The 16,776-nt window shown below is 62.2% G+C and carries 17 protein-coding genes and 1 pseudogene; 5 read left to right on the top strand and 13 right to left on the bottom strand.

Annotated features, from left to right (window positions below; genetic code table 11):
• The first annotated feature begins 144 nt into the window (after positions 1-144).
• Positions 145-648 carry a DinB family protein gene (locus tag JQN66_RS12920; RefSeq protein ID WP_204675407.1) on the top strand — a complete coding sequence of 168 codons (504 nt, stop codon included), beginning with the start codon at positions 145-147 and terminating at the stop codon, positions 646-648.
• Between the two features lie 246 nt (positions 649-894).
• Entirely contained in the window at positions 895-2,079 is a 1,185-nt protein-coding gene (locus JQN66_RS12925) for a TerC family protein (protein ID WP_204675409.1), read from the top strand.
• Positions 2,080-2,187: 108 nt separating this feature from the next.
• Here JQN66_RS12925 and JQN66_RS12930 read toward each other — a convergent pair whose 3' ends face one another.
• The 6 genes and pseudogenes from JQN66_RS12930 to JQN66_RS12955 form a co-directional block, all read right to left on the bottom strand.
• Positions 2,188-2,574, bottom strand: a complete 387-nt coding sequence (locus tag JQN66_RS12930; RefSeq protein ID WP_239464007.1) for a hypothetical protein — start codon at positions 2,572-2,574, stop codon at positions 2,188-2,190.
• A gap of 21 nt (positions 2,575-2,595) precedes the next feature.
• A pseudogene (locus JQN66_RS12935) lies at positions 2,596-3,534 on the bottom strand (IS4 family transposase); the annotation flags it as partial.
• 215 nt (positions 3,535-3,749) lie between these two features.
• Complete coding sequence (locus JQN66_RS12940; protein WP_204675411.1) at positions 3,750-4,367, bottom strand: hypothetical protein; 618 nt, start codon at positions 4,365-4,367, stop codon at positions 3,750-3,752.
• A 19-nt stretch (positions 4,368-4,386) separates the two neighbouring features.
• Positions 4,387-4,815, bottom strand: a complete 429-nt coding sequence (locus JQN66_RS12945) for an integrase core domain-containing protein (protein ID WP_204675413.1) — start codon at positions 4,813-4,815, stop codon at positions 4,387-4,389.
• Positions 4,816-4,845: 30 nt separating this feature from the next.
• Positions 4,846-5,109, bottom strand: coding sequence for a transposase domain-containing protein (locus tag JQN66_RS18735; protein ID WP_374192901.1), 264 nt, complete (start codon positions 5,107-5,109; stop codon positions 4,846-4,848).
• On the bottom strand, positions 5,066-5,476 hold the full coding sequence (locus JQN66_RS12955) for a YccF domain-containing protein (protein WP_374189863.1): 411 nt from the start codon (positions 5,474-5,476) through the stop codon (positions 5,066-5,068). The genes JQN66_RS18735 and JQN66_RS12955 overlap by 44 nt, the downstream gene beginning before the upstream one ends.
• Before the next feature lie 130 nt (positions 5,477-5,606).
• Here JQN66_RS12955 and trmB point away from each other — a divergent pair, with 130 nt between their 5' ends.
• Both trmB and JQN66_RS12965 read left to right on the top strand, forming a co-directional pair.
• Positions 5,607-6,464 carry a tRNA (guanosine(46)-N7)-methyltransferase TrmB gene (gene trmB / locus JQN66_RS12960; protein ID WP_188948722.1) on the top strand — a complete coding sequence of 286 codons (858 nt, stop codon included), beginning with the start codon at positions 5,607-5,609 and terminating at the stop codon, positions 6,462-6,464.
• A gap of 56 nt (positions 6,465-6,520) precedes the next feature.
• On the top strand, positions 6,521-7,150 hold the full coding sequence (locus tag JQN66_RS12965) for a GNAT family N-acetyltransferase (protein WP_229777371.1): 630 nt from the start codon (positions 6,521-6,523) through the stop codon (positions 7,148-7,150).
• Positions 7,151-7,389: 239 nt separating this feature from the next.
• Here the strand turns inward: JQN66_RS12965 and JQN66_RS12970 are convergent, their stop codons facing one another.
• The 4 genes from JQN66_RS12970 to dnaK form a co-directional block, all read right to left on the bottom strand.
• Entirely contained in the window at positions 7,390-7,818 is a 429-nt protein-coding gene (locus tag JQN66_RS12970) for a heat shock protein transcriptional repressor HspR (RefSeq protein ID WP_188948721.1), read from the bottom strand.
• Positions 7,819-7,924: 106 nt separating this feature from the next.
• Entirely contained in the window at positions 7,925-8,893 is a 969-nt protein-coding gene (locus tag JQN66_RS12975) for a DnaJ C-terminal domain-containing protein (protein ID WP_204675417.1), read from the bottom strand.
• A gap of 86 nt (positions 8,894-8,979) precedes the next feature.
• Entirely contained in the window at positions 8,980-9,552 is a 573-nt protein-coding gene (locus JQN66_RS12980) for a nucleotide exchange factor GrpE (protein WP_204675419.1), read from the bottom strand.
• A gap of 13 nt (positions 9,553-9,565) precedes the next feature.
• Positions 9,566-11,416 carry a molecular chaperone DnaK gene (dnaK, locus tag JQN66_RS12985; RefSeq protein ID WP_204675421.1) on the bottom strand — a complete coding sequence of 617 codons (1,851 nt, stop codon included), beginning with the start codon at positions 11,414-11,416 and terminating at the stop codon, positions 9,566-9,568.
• Between the two features lie 248 nt (positions 11,417-11,664).
• Between dnaK and JQN66_RS12990 the strand changes: the two genes are divergently transcribed.
• The gene (locus tag JQN66_RS12990; RefSeq protein WP_204675423.1) at positions 11,665-11,895 is read left to right on the top strand and encodes a PLDc N-terminal domain-containing protein; all 231 of its coding nucleotides are present in this window, start codon (positions 11,665-11,667) and stop codon (positions 11,893-11,895) included.
• Positions 11,896-11,997: 102 nt separating this feature from the next.
• On the opposite strand, the gene JQN66_RS12995 is transcribed toward JQN66_RS12990, so the two are convergent.
• The 3 genes from JQN66_RS12995 to JQN66_RS13005 form a co-directional block, all read right to left on the bottom strand.
• On the bottom strand, positions 11,998-12,468 hold the full coding sequence (locus JQN66_RS12995; RefSeq protein ID WP_204677594.1) for a hypothetical protein: 471 nt from the start codon (positions 12,466-12,468) through the stop codon (positions 11,998-12,000).
• A gap of 214 nt (positions 12,469-12,682) precedes the next feature.
• Positions 12,683-14,236 (bottom strand): DEAD/DEAH box helicase, encoded by a 1,554-nt coding sequence (locus tag JQN66_RS13000; RefSeq protein WP_204675425.1) that lies wholly within the window; start codon positions 14,234-14,236, stop codon positions 12,683-12,685.
• A 314-nt stretch (positions 14,237-14,550) separates the two neighbouring features.
• Positions 14,551-16,701, bottom strand: coding sequence for an MMPL family transporter (locus tag JQN66_RS13005; protein ID WP_204675427.1), 2,151 nt, complete (start codon positions 16,699-16,701; stop codon positions 14,551-14,553).
• Positions 16,702-16,776 lie beyond the last annotated feature (75 nt).

Here is a 16,776-nt window from a genome sequence, read left to right on the forward strand (position 1 = left end):
CTTCCTTTCGATATGAGGGCGAACCGTTAAACTTGAGTGTACTTAACTCAACTCTGTTTTGTCAGGGGTTATTCCGTTTCCGTCGAACTATTTCAAAAAAGTTTTTCCTTGTTTTCACCGGAGCCCGGCACCGACAATGGAGCCATGGCAAACCCCAATTCACCAGAGCATTTATTCGCCGAACACGATGAGCAGGTGAAGGTCTTCATCGACCAGCATCGCCAGATGCTGATCGGCTGCCTCGACGGTCTGACCGAGGAGGAGGCCCGCAGGCAGCTGGTTCCCTCGCGCACCACCCTGCTAGGGCTGGTCAAGCACGGAACGTTCGTCGAGCAGGTCTGGTTCCGGGAGGCGCCCACGGGAAACTCCCGCGAGACCTTGGGCATCGCACCGAATCCCGACGAATCCTTCAAGCTCGACGTCGAGGACACCATCAGCAGCGTCATCGCCGAGTACCGCGAAGAAATAGCGCATACCCATCAGGTCCTGGAGGGAACAACCGGAGAGACGGTTTTTCCCGGAAACAAGCGCGGACCGCTTCCCCTGCGGTGGATCCAGTTGCATATGCTGCGCGAACTGGCCCAGCACTGCGGGCATGCCGACATCCTGCGCGAGCAGGTTCTGGCTGCGCGCAACACTTCGAGCTAGCCCGAATCCCAAGGAGGACCTCCCCCCTATAGATTGCAGCCGGTCAGCGCCGCCAACGCCTGCGAGCTTTCCCTGAGGGTGGAACGCACGATAGAGTGGATTTCACGTAAGGGAGTATTCACAAGCGTTTGATCCGTCAGTACGTAAGACACGGGAGTCTTGCCGGGTTCTGCGGCCGACCGAATTCGGTTGGCGAAGAGACTTACCTCGATGGCTTGTACCCAACTTACGAAAGCAGGAATCCCCATGGGAGTTTCTCCTTTAATCTGGGGCATCACGATTGCCGTGATCCTCGCACTTCTGGCATTCGACTACTTCTTCCACATCCGCAAGGCGCACGTTCCGTCGCTGCGTGAGGCGGCAATCTGGTCGAGCATCTACGTCGGCCTCGCACTGGTCTTCGGCATCGTCGTTTTCATCTTCGGCGGCGTGGACATGGGCGCGGAGTACTTCGCCGGCTATATCACCGAGAAGGCCCTCTCGGTCGACAACCTGTTCGTCTTCCTGATCATCATGGCCAGTTTCAAGGTGCCACGCGAAGACCAGCAGAAGGTATTGCTCTTCGGCATCGTCTTCTCGCTCATTGCCCGAACCGCCTTCATCTTCGTCGGCGCCGCGCTGATCAACCAGTTCGCCTGGGTCTTCTACATCTTCGGCCTGATCCTCCTGCTGACCGCTGGCAACCTGCTCAAGAAGGACGAAGAGTCCGACGAGGCCAACAACTTCATCATCCGACTGGCCAAGAAGCTTTTCCACACCACCGACAAGTATGACGGCGACAAGCTGTTCACCAAGATCGACGGCAAAAAGGTCCTGACCCCGATGCTGCTGGTCATGGTGGCCATCGGCGGTACCGACATCCTCTTCGCCTTGGACTCGATTCCTGCGATCTTCGGACTGACCCAGAACGTCTTCATCGTGTTCACCGCGACCGCGTTCTCCCTGATGGGCCTGCGCCAGCTGTACTTCCTGCTTGACGGCTTGCTGGATCGACTGATCTACCTGTCCTACGGCCTGGCCGCGATCCTTGCATTCATCGGCGTAAAGCTGATCCTGCACGCGCTGCACGAGAACAACCTGCCGTTCATCAACGACGGCGAACACGTGCCGGTCATCGAGATCACCACCGGCCTGTCGCTGAGCGTCATCATCGGCGTCCTGGTCTTCACCGTTCTGGCGTCCCTGTTCAGCAAGGCCGGCAAGGCGCAGACCGCCGTCGCCAACCTGCGCCGCCATGCGAACAACTACACGGATCTCTCTTACACCGCAGACCAGGCAGAGCGCGAGCGCATCTATACCGAACTGCTGGAAGAAGAGTCCTACGTGAAGACCATGGAGAAGAAGTACCGCGACAAGGTCAAGGACATCGACAAGATCCGCGACGAGATCATCGAAGCCCACCGCCAGCACGACGAGTACCTCAAGAACTAGCTCCATCTCTGGCAACAGGCCGGGACCGCACTTCCAGATGGAAGGGCGGTCCCGGCCTGTTTTGCTCCGGAGTGTGCCGAACGGGGGTCTAGCGGCAATGCCAGTAAGTTAAGGTTTAGCCGGGGGTGTCAACCAGTACTCCGCCCCCAGCATCTCGACGCGCAGTGTCGCCGGCCGGGTGGGCGTGCGCGGATTGCCCGCCCGCGCCTGATAGTTGGAGTTCGAACGCTTCACTGTCCGCGAACTGGTGCGCAGCCGCCGTGCCGGCTGCAACGCAGCCAGCACACGGGCACCAATCGGGCCAGCCCGCCTCAACCAGCCCGGATGCTGGCCCAGGAGTGTTGCTCCACCGTGCCCGGCACCGGTAAGCCGGGGCACCATCTGGGCAGCGACGGCTGCTGACGGGCCAAGCAGCAGCGTGTTGGTAGCTTCGGCCATCATGTTGCGCAGCAACTGATGCACGATCAGCAGCGCATAGATTTCCTGCTCTACCAAGGCCACGCTCCGAGAACGCAGCACCCGTGACTTGAGCAAGGTGGCTCTGATTTCCTGGAACGTCGTTTCGATTTCCCACCGCTGGTGATACAGCTCGATCAGTTGCTCGGCGGTACCTTGGGCCGGGTGGTGCAGATTGGTGACCAGACGGTAGGTTTAGGTCTTCTCCTCACGGTCGGTATGCAGGGTGATCCGAGCATTGAGCACCCGTACCGGCACCCCGGCCAGGGTGCTGTAGTAGGAGCCGTCCGTGAGGATCTGGTGCACCGGCAGGTTCCGCCCGTTTTTCACCCGGACCAGGAATCCGGCCCCCTGGGCGGCGATTTCGTGCAGGAGCTTAGCGGAGGCGAAATTCCGGTCTGCGAGGATCAGCATGTCCGGGCGCATGCTGGGCACCAGTTGGGGTGCGTAAGTGGTTTCCCCAATGCTGGTGGGGCCGAAAACCGCGTCGCTGATGCTGCGGGTGGCGCAGTCGACCAGGGCGAGCAGGCGGGCCTGGGGGTAGCCGGTGCCGCCGTGATTGCCGGCCTGCTTGTGGTACTTGGCCAGGATTTTAGGGGTGTCGGGCAGGGGCAGGATCGTCCCGTCGATGGCGCAGGCCCTGTATCGGCCGAAGAACGCTGGGGCGTGCAGGGTTTGCTCGGGACCGCGCAGCTGGCCGAACAGCCAGCGCAGGGGCTTGACGTCCAGGCCGATCCTGGCTTGGGCCAGGGCCGGTGAGGTGGCGCGCAACAGCAGCAGCCCGGTGTGCTGGGTCAGTTTGGTGAACACCTCGGTGTAACTGGCGTGCGGGTAGAGGATCAGGGCCAGGATGAAGTAGATCATCGTGCGGGCTGGCAGGAGCCTGACGCGGCGTTGGGTGGTTCCAGTGGCTTGAAGGGCCGAGTCCAGAAGGTCTGGGCTATCGGAGTCCGGCGGAATTCGAGGAACTCTATTATTCTGAAGTCGACGGCGCGTTATCCGATGTTGCCGCTAGTAAATTATCGGCATGATTTCCGGGACGGTTTAATTTCCATCGTCAGGGGAACCTGCCGGTGAGAACAAAAAGGAAATGGCCTAAAACACGGCATCCGCCACTCTGTAGGCCACTCACTCATTCTCGCCGGGGGCGTTGGCTAACTCTGTGAATAGCCCCAGACCATTCAATCCAACTCAATGCAGCACCTATGCGTTGCCTAAATGAGCCCGCATTCAGCTGTTGCTTCGAGGTAGTCCACAAACACAGGGTCTGTCAGGTCTCCCGCACGCATGAAGGGCCCATCCTCCGGATCTTGCTCACGGCGCGACGGAAAGCCAATGACCGCGGTGAGGTACCGATTGAGCTTGTCTCCTGCCACCCCATAGACCTTGAAGCCGGTGGTGAATCTTCCTTCGCGCTCAAGCAACACCGAGACTCGTTGTCCCAAGGCATGCTGGGCAGAAAGAACCCTATATGGGAGTTCCAGCATGTCGCCCTCGAAAAGCTCTTGCCAGTAGAACTCGGCGTCTTCAACGGAATCTTCATCGACAGCGACCGGCCGCCCATTTCTTAGTTCCAGGAGAACCGCGGGATTGGTGATGGTAAACAACGCATCAATCAGATCTTCCCGCACTTCCTCATCGAATTCGAATCCATCAGGTTCCATCAACCGAACGGGAATTCCGTAGGCCTTATAGTTGTCTTCAAGGAGTGCGCGCACCTGTATTGGAGTCACCGACGGCAACTTTGCGGCTTCCCAGCTCTTCAGCAATTCTCGTGGATCTGTTGGAGTCACGATCACTTGATCAGTTCCATCTTTTTCCTCCATCAGCATGCCTGAACTGTCCCGGAAATCATGTCGCCGTCTTGTGGGCGGCAGCGTCGGGCAACGAGCCGGAAATTTCATCATAGTATGTCTGCTCAAATTCCTCCGGAGTCTGGTGATCCAAAGAGGAATGCAAGCGATCATTGTTGTACCAGTGGACCCATTCAAAAACGACATCAACGACGTCGGATTCGGTCTTCAATGCTCCGTTGCGGAACGGTGAATCCTTGGCCACCGCTTCATTCTTGAACAAGCCCATCACGGTTTCGGCGGCGGCATGATCGTACGCGTCGCCGACGCTGCCGGTCGAAGGAATGAGCCCTTCGATTTCCAGGGTGTCTGCGTATCGGATCGAGGTGTACTGCGATCCCGCATCGCTATGGTGCAGAAGCCCCTTGCCCACCGGCCTATTCGTGTGTTTTCGGCGCCAGAGTGCCATTTTCAGGCACTGCTCCACGAACTCGGTGTCCTTGACCGTGGAGGTTTCTCAGCCGACGTCGGTGTAACTGGCGTGCGGGTAGAGGATCAGGGCCCGGATGAAGTAGATCATCGTGCGCGCTGGCAGGAGCCTGACGCGGCGTTGGGTGGTTCCGGTGGCTTGAAGGGCCGAGTCCAGAAGGTCTGGGCTGATGTGTTCGGTCAGGGCGCCGAGGTGGGCGGGTCGGGCTTGACTGGGGCGCTGGGACCTTAACTTACCGGCATTGGGTCTAGCGGCGCATGCTCCCGATGTAGTAGTCCGATGGCACAACAACCTTGCCCAGCGGCATCAGGGATACCGGAATCATCTTCAGGTTCGCGATGCCCAGCGGGATGCCGATGATCGATACGAACATCGGAATAGCCGTGATCACATGGCCGATGGCGATCCAGATACCGGCGAAGACCAACCAGATGACATTGCCGAGGGTGGAAAAAGCGCCAACGGCCCCGCGGTCAACCACGGTACGGCCGAAGGGCCACAGCGCGTAGCCGGCGATGCGGAATGAAGCAATGCCAAACGGAATTGTCACGATCAGCAGGCAGCAGATGATGCCGGCCAGGACATATCCCAGGGCCAGCCACAGGCCGCCGAAGAGCAGCCAGATAATATTCAGGATTCCCCGCAGTAGATCAGTCATGGGTCCAGTCTTCCCCATCCCCGCCCCGGGGCGCTATGGGTGACAGCCCGGATTTTCCCCTGACATCGTGGCCAATCCCCTATCAGCCGAGGAAGATTCGAGGCGTACAGCTCGGCTAGGATTAATGATCATGAGCGATTCGAGCGAAGAACAGCGTCAGGCCTCGGCCACGACTCCCAAAGACCCAGCACTTTTCCGGGCCGAGCCGGTCTCATTTGTCCGTCGCGGCAACCGGTTGCAGGGCCGCCGTGCCAGCGCCTGGGAGCGCAACGCCGAGCAGTACGTCATCGAGCCTCCCCGCAAGATCGCCGATACTTCTGTCGCCGACGACTTCACCCTCGACCCGGACCAGGCATTCGGCCGCGTGGCCCCGTTGATCGTGGAGATCGGCACCGGACTGGGCGAATGCATCGCCAATGCCGCCAAGGATGATCCCGAGCGCAACTACCTCGCGGTAGAGGTCTATCGCCCGGGACTGGCCCAGTTGATGCTCAAGGTCGAGTCCTTCGGCATCGAGAACGTCCGCGCCGTCCAGGCCAACGCCCCCGAGGTGCTGGATGTGATGCTCGAAGAGAACAGCGCCGACGAAATCTGGATCTTCTTCTCCGACCCCTGGCACAAGCCGCGCCACCACAAGCGCCGCCTGATCAAGGCCTCATTCCTGGACAAGGTGTCGCGGGTGCTCAAGCCCGGTGGAACCCTGCGCCTGGCCACCGACTGGTCCAACTACGCCGAGCAGATGCGCGACGTGCTCAGCGCCCATCCGGACTTCGAGAACCAGTTCCCCGGCAACCTGGCCGGCGAGGACAGCAACCTCACCAAGGTCCGCCGCGAGGGCATGGAAGGCTTCGAGAAGGAACCCGACTTCACCGACGAGCTCGGCGGTTGGGCTCCTCGCTTCGAACGCCGCATCCTGACCAGTTTCGAAGGCAAGGCGCTGAAGGCAGGACGCTTGATCTTCGATTTGGCCTACACCCGCGTCGGCTAGTACACGACCGGAAACAAAGTCCGGCAATGGCTCATGACCAACCTAAACTGGTGGTCATGAGCCATTCGTCATTAATCCCCGCCGCCGAGTTCGCCCTCGCACCCACCATGGAGTACGCGGGAGTCAGGCTGGAGCAGCTCGCGCCGTCGCACGCGCCGGACTTGGCCGAGGCAGTGGCCGCAGGGCGTTTGGACGAGGCATGGTTCGCCACGACCCCATCGGCTCAACAAATGAATGCCAATATCGCCCAGCGGCTGGCCTCCCAGGCGGCCGGAACCATGGCTCCCTTCGCCATCATCGATACCTCCACCGACAAAGCCGTCGGCGCCACCACCTACCTGAACATCGATGCCGCGAATCGCCGGGTGGAGATCGGATCAACGTTCCTGGCCGTTGCGGCGCAGGGCACCGGCATCAACCCGGCGGCGAAATTCCTGCTGCTGCGCAGGGCCTTCGAAGAACTCGGCTGCTACTCGGTGGCCTTCTGCACGCATTGGCACAATGAGGCCTCGCGCGCGGCCATTGCGAGGCTGGGCGCCAGGCAGGACGGCGTGCTGCGCAACCACAAGTACGATCCGGTGACCGGCACCCTGCGCGACACCGTGGTCTTCTCGATCCTGCCCCACGAGTGGCCGGCGGTGCGCACACAGCTGGAGGCCCGGCTACGCCGCCATGGCCGAATCTAACTACAATCCTGCCCAGATTCCATCCAAAGAAACCCACCAGTCGCTTGTCCTGCTAAAGGGCTTCACCATGGCCGGCGCCAAAAGCTGACAAAAGAAATCCAGCCCACTCCGGATGTTTCATCCGTGCGGGCTGAACGATTATGACGAGCATAAAATAATCTGAACTTGCACTGCAAGTAAGGCGTGTCGTTGAAACGGGTATCCGCGTCAACGCAACTTTCGCGTGCAGGCGTGGAATTCTACCTGCCGATGGCGCGGCGCACCGGGAACAGCGTCACCGTGGGTTCGGGCCGCGACGGGCGCATGCCGCGGGCCAGCGACACCACGTCGCCTGCGACGGTGCCAGCGGCGAAGATGCGCGATTGGCCTTGGCGCACGTAGTCCAGTTCGGCGCGCAGCTGGTTCACTTGGCCCTTCAAGCTTGCTACCTGGTCTTCCAACTCAAGGATCCGCTTGATGCCTTCCAGCGATACGCCGTTCTTGCTCAGCGCCTGGACCTGGCGCAGCAGCGACACGTCGTGCTGGGAATAGCGGCGTTGCTTGCCCGACTGCCGGCTGGGCGAGACCAGACCGATGCGGTCATACTGGCGCAGGGTCTGCGGATGCATGTCGGCAAGCTGTGCGGCAACCGAAATGACGAAGACAGGTCGCAGGTACTCACCGTTCACGGTTTTTCAACCACCTTTCTGCCTTAGCTGTATCTTGAGTCCATCGCCGGTGCCGGAGGGTGGTGATCCCTCCTGCACCGGCGATGGGTGATCGGCGTGGCCGATCCTAGAGCTTGGCCTTCGAAGCCAAGCCCGTCCGCGGATCTTCGTCCTGCGTGGCAGCGGCGAAATCTTCGACCGCCTTCTTGGCGGCGTCCGAGAGATTCTGCGGAATGACCACGTCGAGCACGATCAGCAGGTCGCCGGTGGCCTTGGAGGTCTTTACACCGCGGCCCTTCAGGCGCAGCGTGCGGCCCGAGTTCGAACCCGCCGGAACCTTCACTGCGACCTGCTCCCCGTCCAGGGTCGGGACGTGGATCTTGGCTCCCAGTGCGGCCTCGTCGAAGGTCACCGGGACATGCACGCGGATGTTGTTGTCCTCGCGCTTGAAGAACGGGTGTTCGGCGACCTTGACCTTGACGATCAGGTCCCCGTTGCCAGCGGCTCCAGCCTGGCCGCGCCCGCGCACGCGCACGGACTGGCCGTCCTTGATACCCGCCGGGATGCGCACGTCGATGACCTCGCCGCTCGGTTCGCGAAGCCCGATCTTCGTGCCGTTAATCGAGCCGGCAAAGGAAATCGAGGTGGTCGCGGTGCGGTCTGCGCCCTTGCGCGGCGGCGCGCTCTGGCCGCTGAAGCCGCCAAAGCCTCCGGCACCCCCGAACAGGTCGGAGAAGTCCGGTTGCCCGCCGCGCTGTCGCGCCCCGCCACCGCCTCCGAAGAGGTTGGAGAAGATATCCTCGAATCCCGCGCCGCCGCCCGGAGCACCGCCCGGGCCTCCGGCCGAGAAACGGGCTCCCGAGCCCATGGCCCGGATGGCGTCGTACTGCTCGCGCTCTTCCTTGTCGGAGAGGACCGAGTTGGCTTCGGTGATGTCCTTGAACTTCTGTTCGGCGGTTGCGTCACCGGCGTTGGTGTCAGGGTGGTACTTGCGCGCCAGCTTGCGGTACGCCTTCTTGATATCCGCGTCCGTGGCGTCCTTGGAGACACCGAGGATCGCGTAAAAATCTTTGTCTATCCAGTCCTGACTTGCCATCAGGTCCTCATCCTTTCTATGACAATTCGAAACTGCCCACTGGCGAATACTCGACAGTGGGCAGTTTCGGTTGTACTAGCTAGTTGCTATTCGCCGGTGGCGACCAGTACCTGGGCAGCGCGCAGGATGTTGTTTCCCTTGCGGTAGCCGGTACGCAGTACCTGTCCCACATGATCGGCCGGGACCTCCGGCACAGCCTGACGCAGCAGCGCTTCGTGGACGTTCGGATCGAATTCGACCCCCGCCTCGTTGATGCGCTCCAGGCCATGCTGGGCCAGGATCGAGTCCAGCTTGTTGGCGATCGATGCGAAGGGACCATCGGTCAAATCGCCATGGGCGCGGGCCGCGTCGATATCGTCAAGCACCGGCAGCAGGGCGGACAGCATGCCCTGCACGGCGTTTTCACGCGCTACGGCGCGGTCGCGTTCCACGCGCTTGCGGTAGTTGACGTACTCGGCCTGCAGGCGCAGCAGGTCGTTGCGCAGCTCGGTAACGACCTCGCTGACCTCGTCCTGCTCCCCGTCCACGGATTCGCCTGCCTCGTTCAGGATCGCCTCGGCCTGACCCAAAGCGTCAGCAGTTGGCTGCTGGTCAGCTGCCTCTGGCTGGTTCTCCGGCTCCTGGCCGGAGTTTTCGTTCTGGTCCTTTGCCTCGGACATATTCCTAAACTCCCTACTTCTTGTCGGCTTCGTCTTCGTCGATAACCTCGGCGTCGACGATGTCTTCATCAGCGTTTGGTGCATCCGGCTCGCCGGCAGCTGCGCCTTCGGCCTGGGTGTTGGCGTAGATGGCCTCGCCCAGCTTGGACTGCGAAGCCTGCAGCTTCTCGAACGCGGCCTTGACCTCGTCGTCGTTGTCCTGCTTCTCCAGGGCCGCCTTCAGGGCGTCGACGTCGGCCTGGACCTCGGTCTTGACTTCCTCGGGCAGCTTGTCCTCGTTGTCCTTGATCAGCTTGTCCACCGAGTAGGCGGCCTGCTCGGCAGCGTTGCGGGTCTCGGCTGCCTCGCGGCGGGCCTTATCCTCTTCTGCGTGGGCTTCGGCTTCCTGGACCATGCGCTCGATGTCTTCCTTCGACAGCGAGGAGCCGCCGGTGATGGTCATCGACTGCTCGGTTCCGGTGCCCTTGTCCTTGGCGGACACGTGCACGATGCCGTTGGCATCGATGTCGAAGGTAACCTCGACCTGCGGGATGCCGCGAGGAGCCGGAGCGATGCCGGTCAGCTCGAAGGTGCCCAGGGCCTTGTTATCGCGGGTGAACTCGCGCTCGCCCTGGAAGACCTGGATCGAAACCGAAGGCTGGTTGTCCTCGGCGGTGGTGAAGGTCTCCGAACGCTTGGTCGGGATCGCGGTGTTGCGCTCGATCAGCTTGGTCATCACGCCGCCCTTGGTCTCGATGCCCAGGGACAGTGGGGTGACGTCGATCAGCAGAACGTCCTTGCGCTCGCCCTTCAGCACGCCGGCCTGCAGGGCTGCGCCCACGGCGACGACCTCGTCCGGGTTGACGCCCTTATTGGCTTCCTTGCCGGCCAGGTCCTTGACCAGTTCGGCAACGGCTGGCATACGGGTCGAACCGCCAACGAGGATCACGTGGGCGATGTCCGAGACCTTGATGCCGGCTTCGGCAATGACATCCTTGAAAGGCTTCTTGGTGCGCTCCAGCAGGTCCGAGGTCAGGTCCTGGAACTTTGCACGCGACAGGTGCTCGTCCAGGTGGACCGGGCCCTCAGGGGTGACCGAGAGGTACTGCAGCGAGATGTTCGTGCTGGTGGCCGAGGACAGTTCCTTCTTGGCCTGCTCGGCAGCTTCCTTGAGGCGCTGCAGGGCAATCTTGTCCTTGGACAGGTCAGCGCCCTTGGCCTTGGCCTGGGCCAGCAGCCAGTCGACAACACGCTGATCCCAGTCGTCGCCGCCCAGGCGGTTGTCGCCGGCGGTGGAGCGGACCTGAATGGTCGAGAAGCCGTCGTCGTCCTTGCCGACTTCCAGCAGGGAAACGTCGAAGGTACCGCCACCGAGGTCGAAGACCAGAATGAGCTCGTCCTCGTTGCCCTTCTCCAGGCCGTAGGCCAGAGCGGCAGCGGTTGGCTCGTTGACGATGCGCAGCACGTTCAGGCCTGCGATTTCGCCGGCCTCCTTGGTGGCCTGGCGCTCGGCGTCGTTGAAGTATGCAGGAACGGTAATCACCGCGTCGGTGACCTTCTCGCCGAGGTAGGACTCGGCGTCGTTCTTCAGCTTCATCAGCGTACGTGCCGAGATTTCCTGGGCGGTGTACTTCTTGTCATCGATGGCGATGGACCAGTCGGTGCCCATGTGGCGCTTGACCGATGCGATGGTGCGATCGATGTTGTTGACTGCCTGGCGCTTGGCGATATCGCCGACCAGAACTTCGCCGCCCTTCGAGAAGGCAACGATCGATGGGGTGGTGCGGTTGCCTTCCGCGTTAGCGATGACGGTTGGCTCACCGCCTTCAAGCACGGATACGACGGAGTTGGTGGTTCCAAGGTCAATACCTACGGCACGCGACATAATGGCTCTCCTTTGCCTTGTCTGAAAAAATTCCAACGCTGGGGCTTCCGCCCCATTGAGCGCTTCGGACTCAAGTTTACTCAGCCGCTTTCGACTGTCAAATTAACTTGAGTGAACTCGACTCAACTTTGCGCTCTGTCTTATTCAACGGGTGGGGTGGCAGAATAATTCCCATCAACCAAAAACTTTTTCAGGCTGCCCCAAACCGCCAGGACGCGAACTGAAAACTACAGATCAAAGGTGGAACCATGGCACGAACCAAAAAGAAATTCTCCGAACTCCCTCCCCTTGCGCGAACCGCCGTCGTTGTCGCGGGCACGATCGAAATTGCCTTGTTCGCCGCCGCGCAAATCGATATCTATCGACGCAGCCCTGAACAGATTCGCGGACGCAAGGGCTTGTGGGTCGGGTTGTGCTTCGTGAATACCCTCGGCCCGTTGAGCTATTTCAGCTTCGGCCGGAAGAAGCTGCAGGACTAGACCGCGACCGGCAGTCGACAAAAAACCGCCGGGAGCCTGCGTCGCAATGGTGCGCAGGCTCCTGGCGGTTTTGACGTGAACCGTCCTTGGGACGGGGACAAGTTATTTGGCCAGCAGCGGCATGCCAAGCGCGGCCAGAGTTCCGAAGATCACACCCCACAAGATGATGGAAATGACCTGCCAGAAAATCACTTTCTGCTTTGATGCACCGAAAGATACCAAAGCCGCCGAGGTGATCTGCGAGGGAAGCATTGTCTGGCCGACCAGGCTGACGCCGGCAATGCCGAACCTGTCGAATGCCCGGTGGATTTTTTCGTATTTCGGCTTGCCGTTCTCCTTGCCCTGGCGCACCTTGGAACGTACAGCATGTGCGCTGTTGACGAATAAGAACATCGAGATGCCGTTGCCGAGGACTGCCGCAAGGATTCCGACTGTTGGAGGCAGGCCGATTAACACCCCGATGACGGATCCGAAGTAGGACTCGACAAAGGGAATGGCCGATACCAATGCAACGGCCAGCCACTGCAGCGGCTCGGGGAAAACTGCAACGAAATCCTGCAGTGAATCGATCATCGTCAGTCGCTCCTGGCTAGGTGAAATAGGTACTCTCGCTACTTCAAGCCTAGGATGCGGAACTTCGCCCACTGGTCATCCGCCGGGGCTAAACTTTTGTCCCGTCTCCGGTATACGCGGCGGGTCGGGGGCACGAGCGCAAAAAAATCCTCCGCCCGATGTACGAGCGGAGGATCTTCTTGTGGTCAGCCGGAAATCCGGCTATCCGGAAAGCTTAGCGGCTGCGGGTGGCAGGGCTGGTGGCGCGGCGCGGACCGCGTGAACGGCCGCCGGCCGAGGCGTCCTGGGCGGTGCGGCCGCCCTGGCGCGTGCTTCGGCCTGCACCCGATGGGCGCTCCGAACCTGCTCCACGGCCGGCACCGGCCGGACGATCGGAACCTGCTCCGCGGCCAGCGCGGGCTGGGCGTTCTCCGGTTGCCTTCGGGCCGCGTTCATTGCGGCGTCCCGACTCGCTGCGCTGCGGGTTTTGGCCCTCGCCGGATGCGCGACCGCCGCGCGATCCGCGCTGGCCGCGTCCTCCGCGCGAACCGCCGGATTCGCCGGCAGGCTTGCGCTTGGCCGGAGCGCTCTGCTGCTTCGCCGGGCCGGTGTATGGCACCAGTTCAGCAACTTCGCCCACGACGTCCTTGACGACCTGCGAGTTCAGGTTGACCTTTTCGAATGGAACCTTCTTCAGACCGGCCTGCTTCATCAGGGTAGCGACGTCGCCCTGCTGGTCTGGAGTGCAGATGGTCACCACGGTTCCGCTGGAGCCGGCGCGGGCCGTACGTCCGGAACGGTGGGTGTAGGCCTTGTGCTCTGCTGGCGGATCGATGTGGACCACCAGCTCCACTCCATCGACGTGCACGCCGCGCGCTGCCACGTCGGTGGCGACCAGGACCTTGGCCTCGCCCGAGGCGAAGGCGGCCAGGTTGCGGTCGCGGGCGTTCTGCGACAGGTTGCCGTGAAGGTCAACGGTCGGCACGCCGGCCTTCGACAGCACTACTGCCATCTTTTTTGCGTGGTGCTTGGTGCGCATGAACATGATGCGGCGCGAAGTACCCTGCGCCAGCACGCGGATCAGGTCCTTCTTGTCGTCGTTGCTGACCACGAAAACGTGGTGCTCCATGGTGTTCACGGCGGCTTCGGGAGCATCCACGGAATGGATGGTCGGGCTACTCAGGTAGCGCTTGACGACCTTGTCCACGCCGTTGTCCAAGGTGGCGGAGAACAGCATGTGCTGAATGCCGGTCGGCATGCGGTCCATGATGCGGCGGACGACAGGAAGGAAGCCCATGTCTGCCATGTGGTCTGCTTCGTCCAGCACGGAGATCTCCAGCTGCGACAGGTCCACGATCTTCTGCTTGATCAAATCGTCCAGGCGGCCGGGGCAGGCGATGACGATATCGACGCCTTCGTTCATGGCCTTTTCCTGGCGGCTCTGTGCCACGCCGCCGTAGATCACGGTGGTGCGCAGGCCGCTGGCGGCAGCCAGCGGGTCGACGGTCTTGGCGATCTGGGTTGCCAGTTCGCGGGTCGGCGCCATGATCAAGGCGCGTGGGAAACGAGCCTTGCGGCGCTGCGGGCGCTCGCTCAGTCGGGCCACCAGCGGCAGCGAGAAGGCAAGGGTCTTGCCCGAACCGGTCTGGCCGCGGCCCAGGACGTCGCCGCCGGCCAAGGTGGTGGGAAGGGTTGCTTCCTGGATCGGGAACGGGGTTTCGATGCCGCTCTTGGACAGCACGTTCACCAGGGCCGCGGGCACGCCAAGGGCGCTAAAAGTAGAGGTCAATGCTCAAACTTTCTCTCTGAATTCGCGCGTCGTTTTCGACGCTCGGGTTCGCCGATCCAGGAGGAAGTCCGGTGCGGGCCGGCGTGGAGAACGCCTGTCGCCCGCGCAAAAAACCGGGAATCCGGAAGTTTTCGCACAAAGGAAATCAAGTCTGTCGACGAATACGCACCGGGCATGCCAGGTCTTCCAGGCATTGCGCTTTCGGTGCGTACAAGTTTCAAGTCTACAGGCAGGCTCCCGGACTTACCGGGCCAGGAGCCTGCCAACGGGGCGAATCACAGGAGATTTCCGCCATGTCCACGGCTCGCAGACGCTTATTTGCGATGGGCGCCAACTGCCTTTTTCTCGTGCGCCAGCTTCGACGGCCACCACACTGCCGGGCCGATGTCCTCGACGAGCGCCGGGACCAGCAGGCTTCGCACAATGAACGTGTCGAGCAGCACGCCGAAGGCCACGATGAAGCCCAGCTGGCCCAGGAACATGATCGGCACAACACCCAGCGCGGCGAAGGTCGCCGCCAGCACGATGCCCGCGGAGGTGATCACTCCGCCGGTGACGGTCAGGCCGCGGCGCATCCCGTCCCGCGTGCCGTGCACCAGCGTCTCCTCGCGCACCCTGGTCATCAAGAAGATGTTGTAATCCACGCCCAGGGCCACGAGGAACACGAAGCCGAACAACGGCACCGATGGGTCCGCACCCACGTAGTCCAGCACATTGTTGAATACCAGGGCGCTCACGCCCATCGCCGTCCCGTAGGAGAGCACCGTGGTGAGGATCAGCAGCACCGGCGCCAGGATGGAGCGCAGCAGGAGCATCAGGATGACCAGGATCGCGGCCAGGGTGATCGGGATGATCTTGAACAGGTCCGCCTGCGCGGTGGAGTTCTTGTCCATCTGGGTTGCGGTGGTTCCGCCGACCAGCGTCGAGGAATCGATCTCGTGCACCGTGGCGCGCAGCTGCGTGACGGTGTTCGCCGCCTCGTCCGAGTCCGCCGCGTCGCTCAGGGTGACGGAGATGAGGTTGCGCCCCTCGACGGTGTAGGCCGGAGCGCCGCGCTGGGCCATGGCCGGGCCGCCGTCCTCGGCCTGGAGGTAGGCCGAATCCACGCCGGGCACCTGCAGAACCGCATCCAGCGTGGTGTTCGCTTCCGCCTCGTCGACGATTACGGCGGCCGGGGATCCGCTGCCGCCCGGGAAATGCTCGCCGAGCGCGACCTGCCCGTCACGGGCCTCGGATCCGCCGATCACCAGTTCGCTTTGCGGCACGCCGCTGGCCTTGAGCTGCAGCGAGAACGCCGCGCCGATGGCCAGCACCACGGCAGTGATCATCCAGATCGGACGCGGGTGGGAGGCGACGAACGTTGCAATGCTGTCCCACAAACCCGGCTTGGATTGGGCCTGGGTATCGGCGTCCTGGGGCTTGGGCATGAACGGCCAGTAGGCGGCGCGGCCCAGCAGTCCGAGCACTGCGGGCAGGAAGGACAGGGCGGCGATGATCGAGAAGACGATGCCCGAGGCGCCGATCGGGCCCAGCGCCTTGTTGGAGTTCAAATCGGAGAAGAGCAGGCACAGCAGGCCAACGGTCACGGTGCCGCCCGAGCCGATGATCGGTTCCAGCGAGCGTTTCCAGGCCTTGGCCACGGCCTGCCAGCGGTTCAGCCCGGAGGACAAGGCTTCCTTGTGGCGGGCGACGAACAGCAGCGAGTAGTCCGTGGCCGCACCGATCACCAGGATCGAGAGGATGCCCTGGGCCTGGCCATCCAGTCGGATGATGCCCTCCTTGGCCATGAAGTAGACCACCAGGATGGCGGCGCACAGCGCCACCATCGACGTCATCAGCACGGTCAGCGGGAGCAGCAGCGAACGGTAGACCAACAGCAGGATCACCAGCACCGCCACCAGGGCGACGCCCAACAGTACCCCGTCGATGCCCCCGAAGGCCTCGATCAGGTCTGCGGAGAAGCCGGCGGGGCCGGTGACGTAGGCCTGCATGCCCTCCGGTTGGATATCGGCCAGCAGGGCCCGCAGCGCGGTCACGCCCTCGTCGGCCTTGACCGTCGAGGAGATCGGCAGGATGAATTCTGCCGCCTTGCCGTCCTCGGCCAGGAACGGACCGGTTACCTGCCCGTCGAGGAATTCGAATTCGGAGAGCTTCCCGGCGAGCGCTGTGGCCTGATTCTGGTCCACCCCCTCGTCGGAGGTCACCAGCACCACCGCGGGAATTGCGTCGCTCGTGCGGAACTTGTTCTGCCATTCCAGGGCCTGCGTGGCTTCGGCGCTGGCCGGCAGGAATGCTGTCTGGTCGTTGGTCTGGACCTCCGAGAGCTTGCCGAAGGTCGGTCCGCCGACTCCGGCGATGCCGATCCAGAGCACGATCAGCAGTGAATACACCACCGCCCGGATGGCGATGGCCTTCCCGCTGATGGAGCGCTCGGCAGGCTCATCGACTTTCGCTACGTGTGACATGGTGCTGTCCTCAAAGTTGGTCCAAGTAGGTGCGACCGCTGCGGCCTACCGCTCCAGCGTACCAACTTTTAGTTT

It is taken from the genome of Glutamicibacter protophormiae, assembly GCF_016894325.1.
GTDB classification, from domain to species: Bacteria; Actinomycetota; Actinomycetes; order Actinomycetales; family Micrococcaceae; genus Glutamicibacter; species Glutamicibacter protophormiae.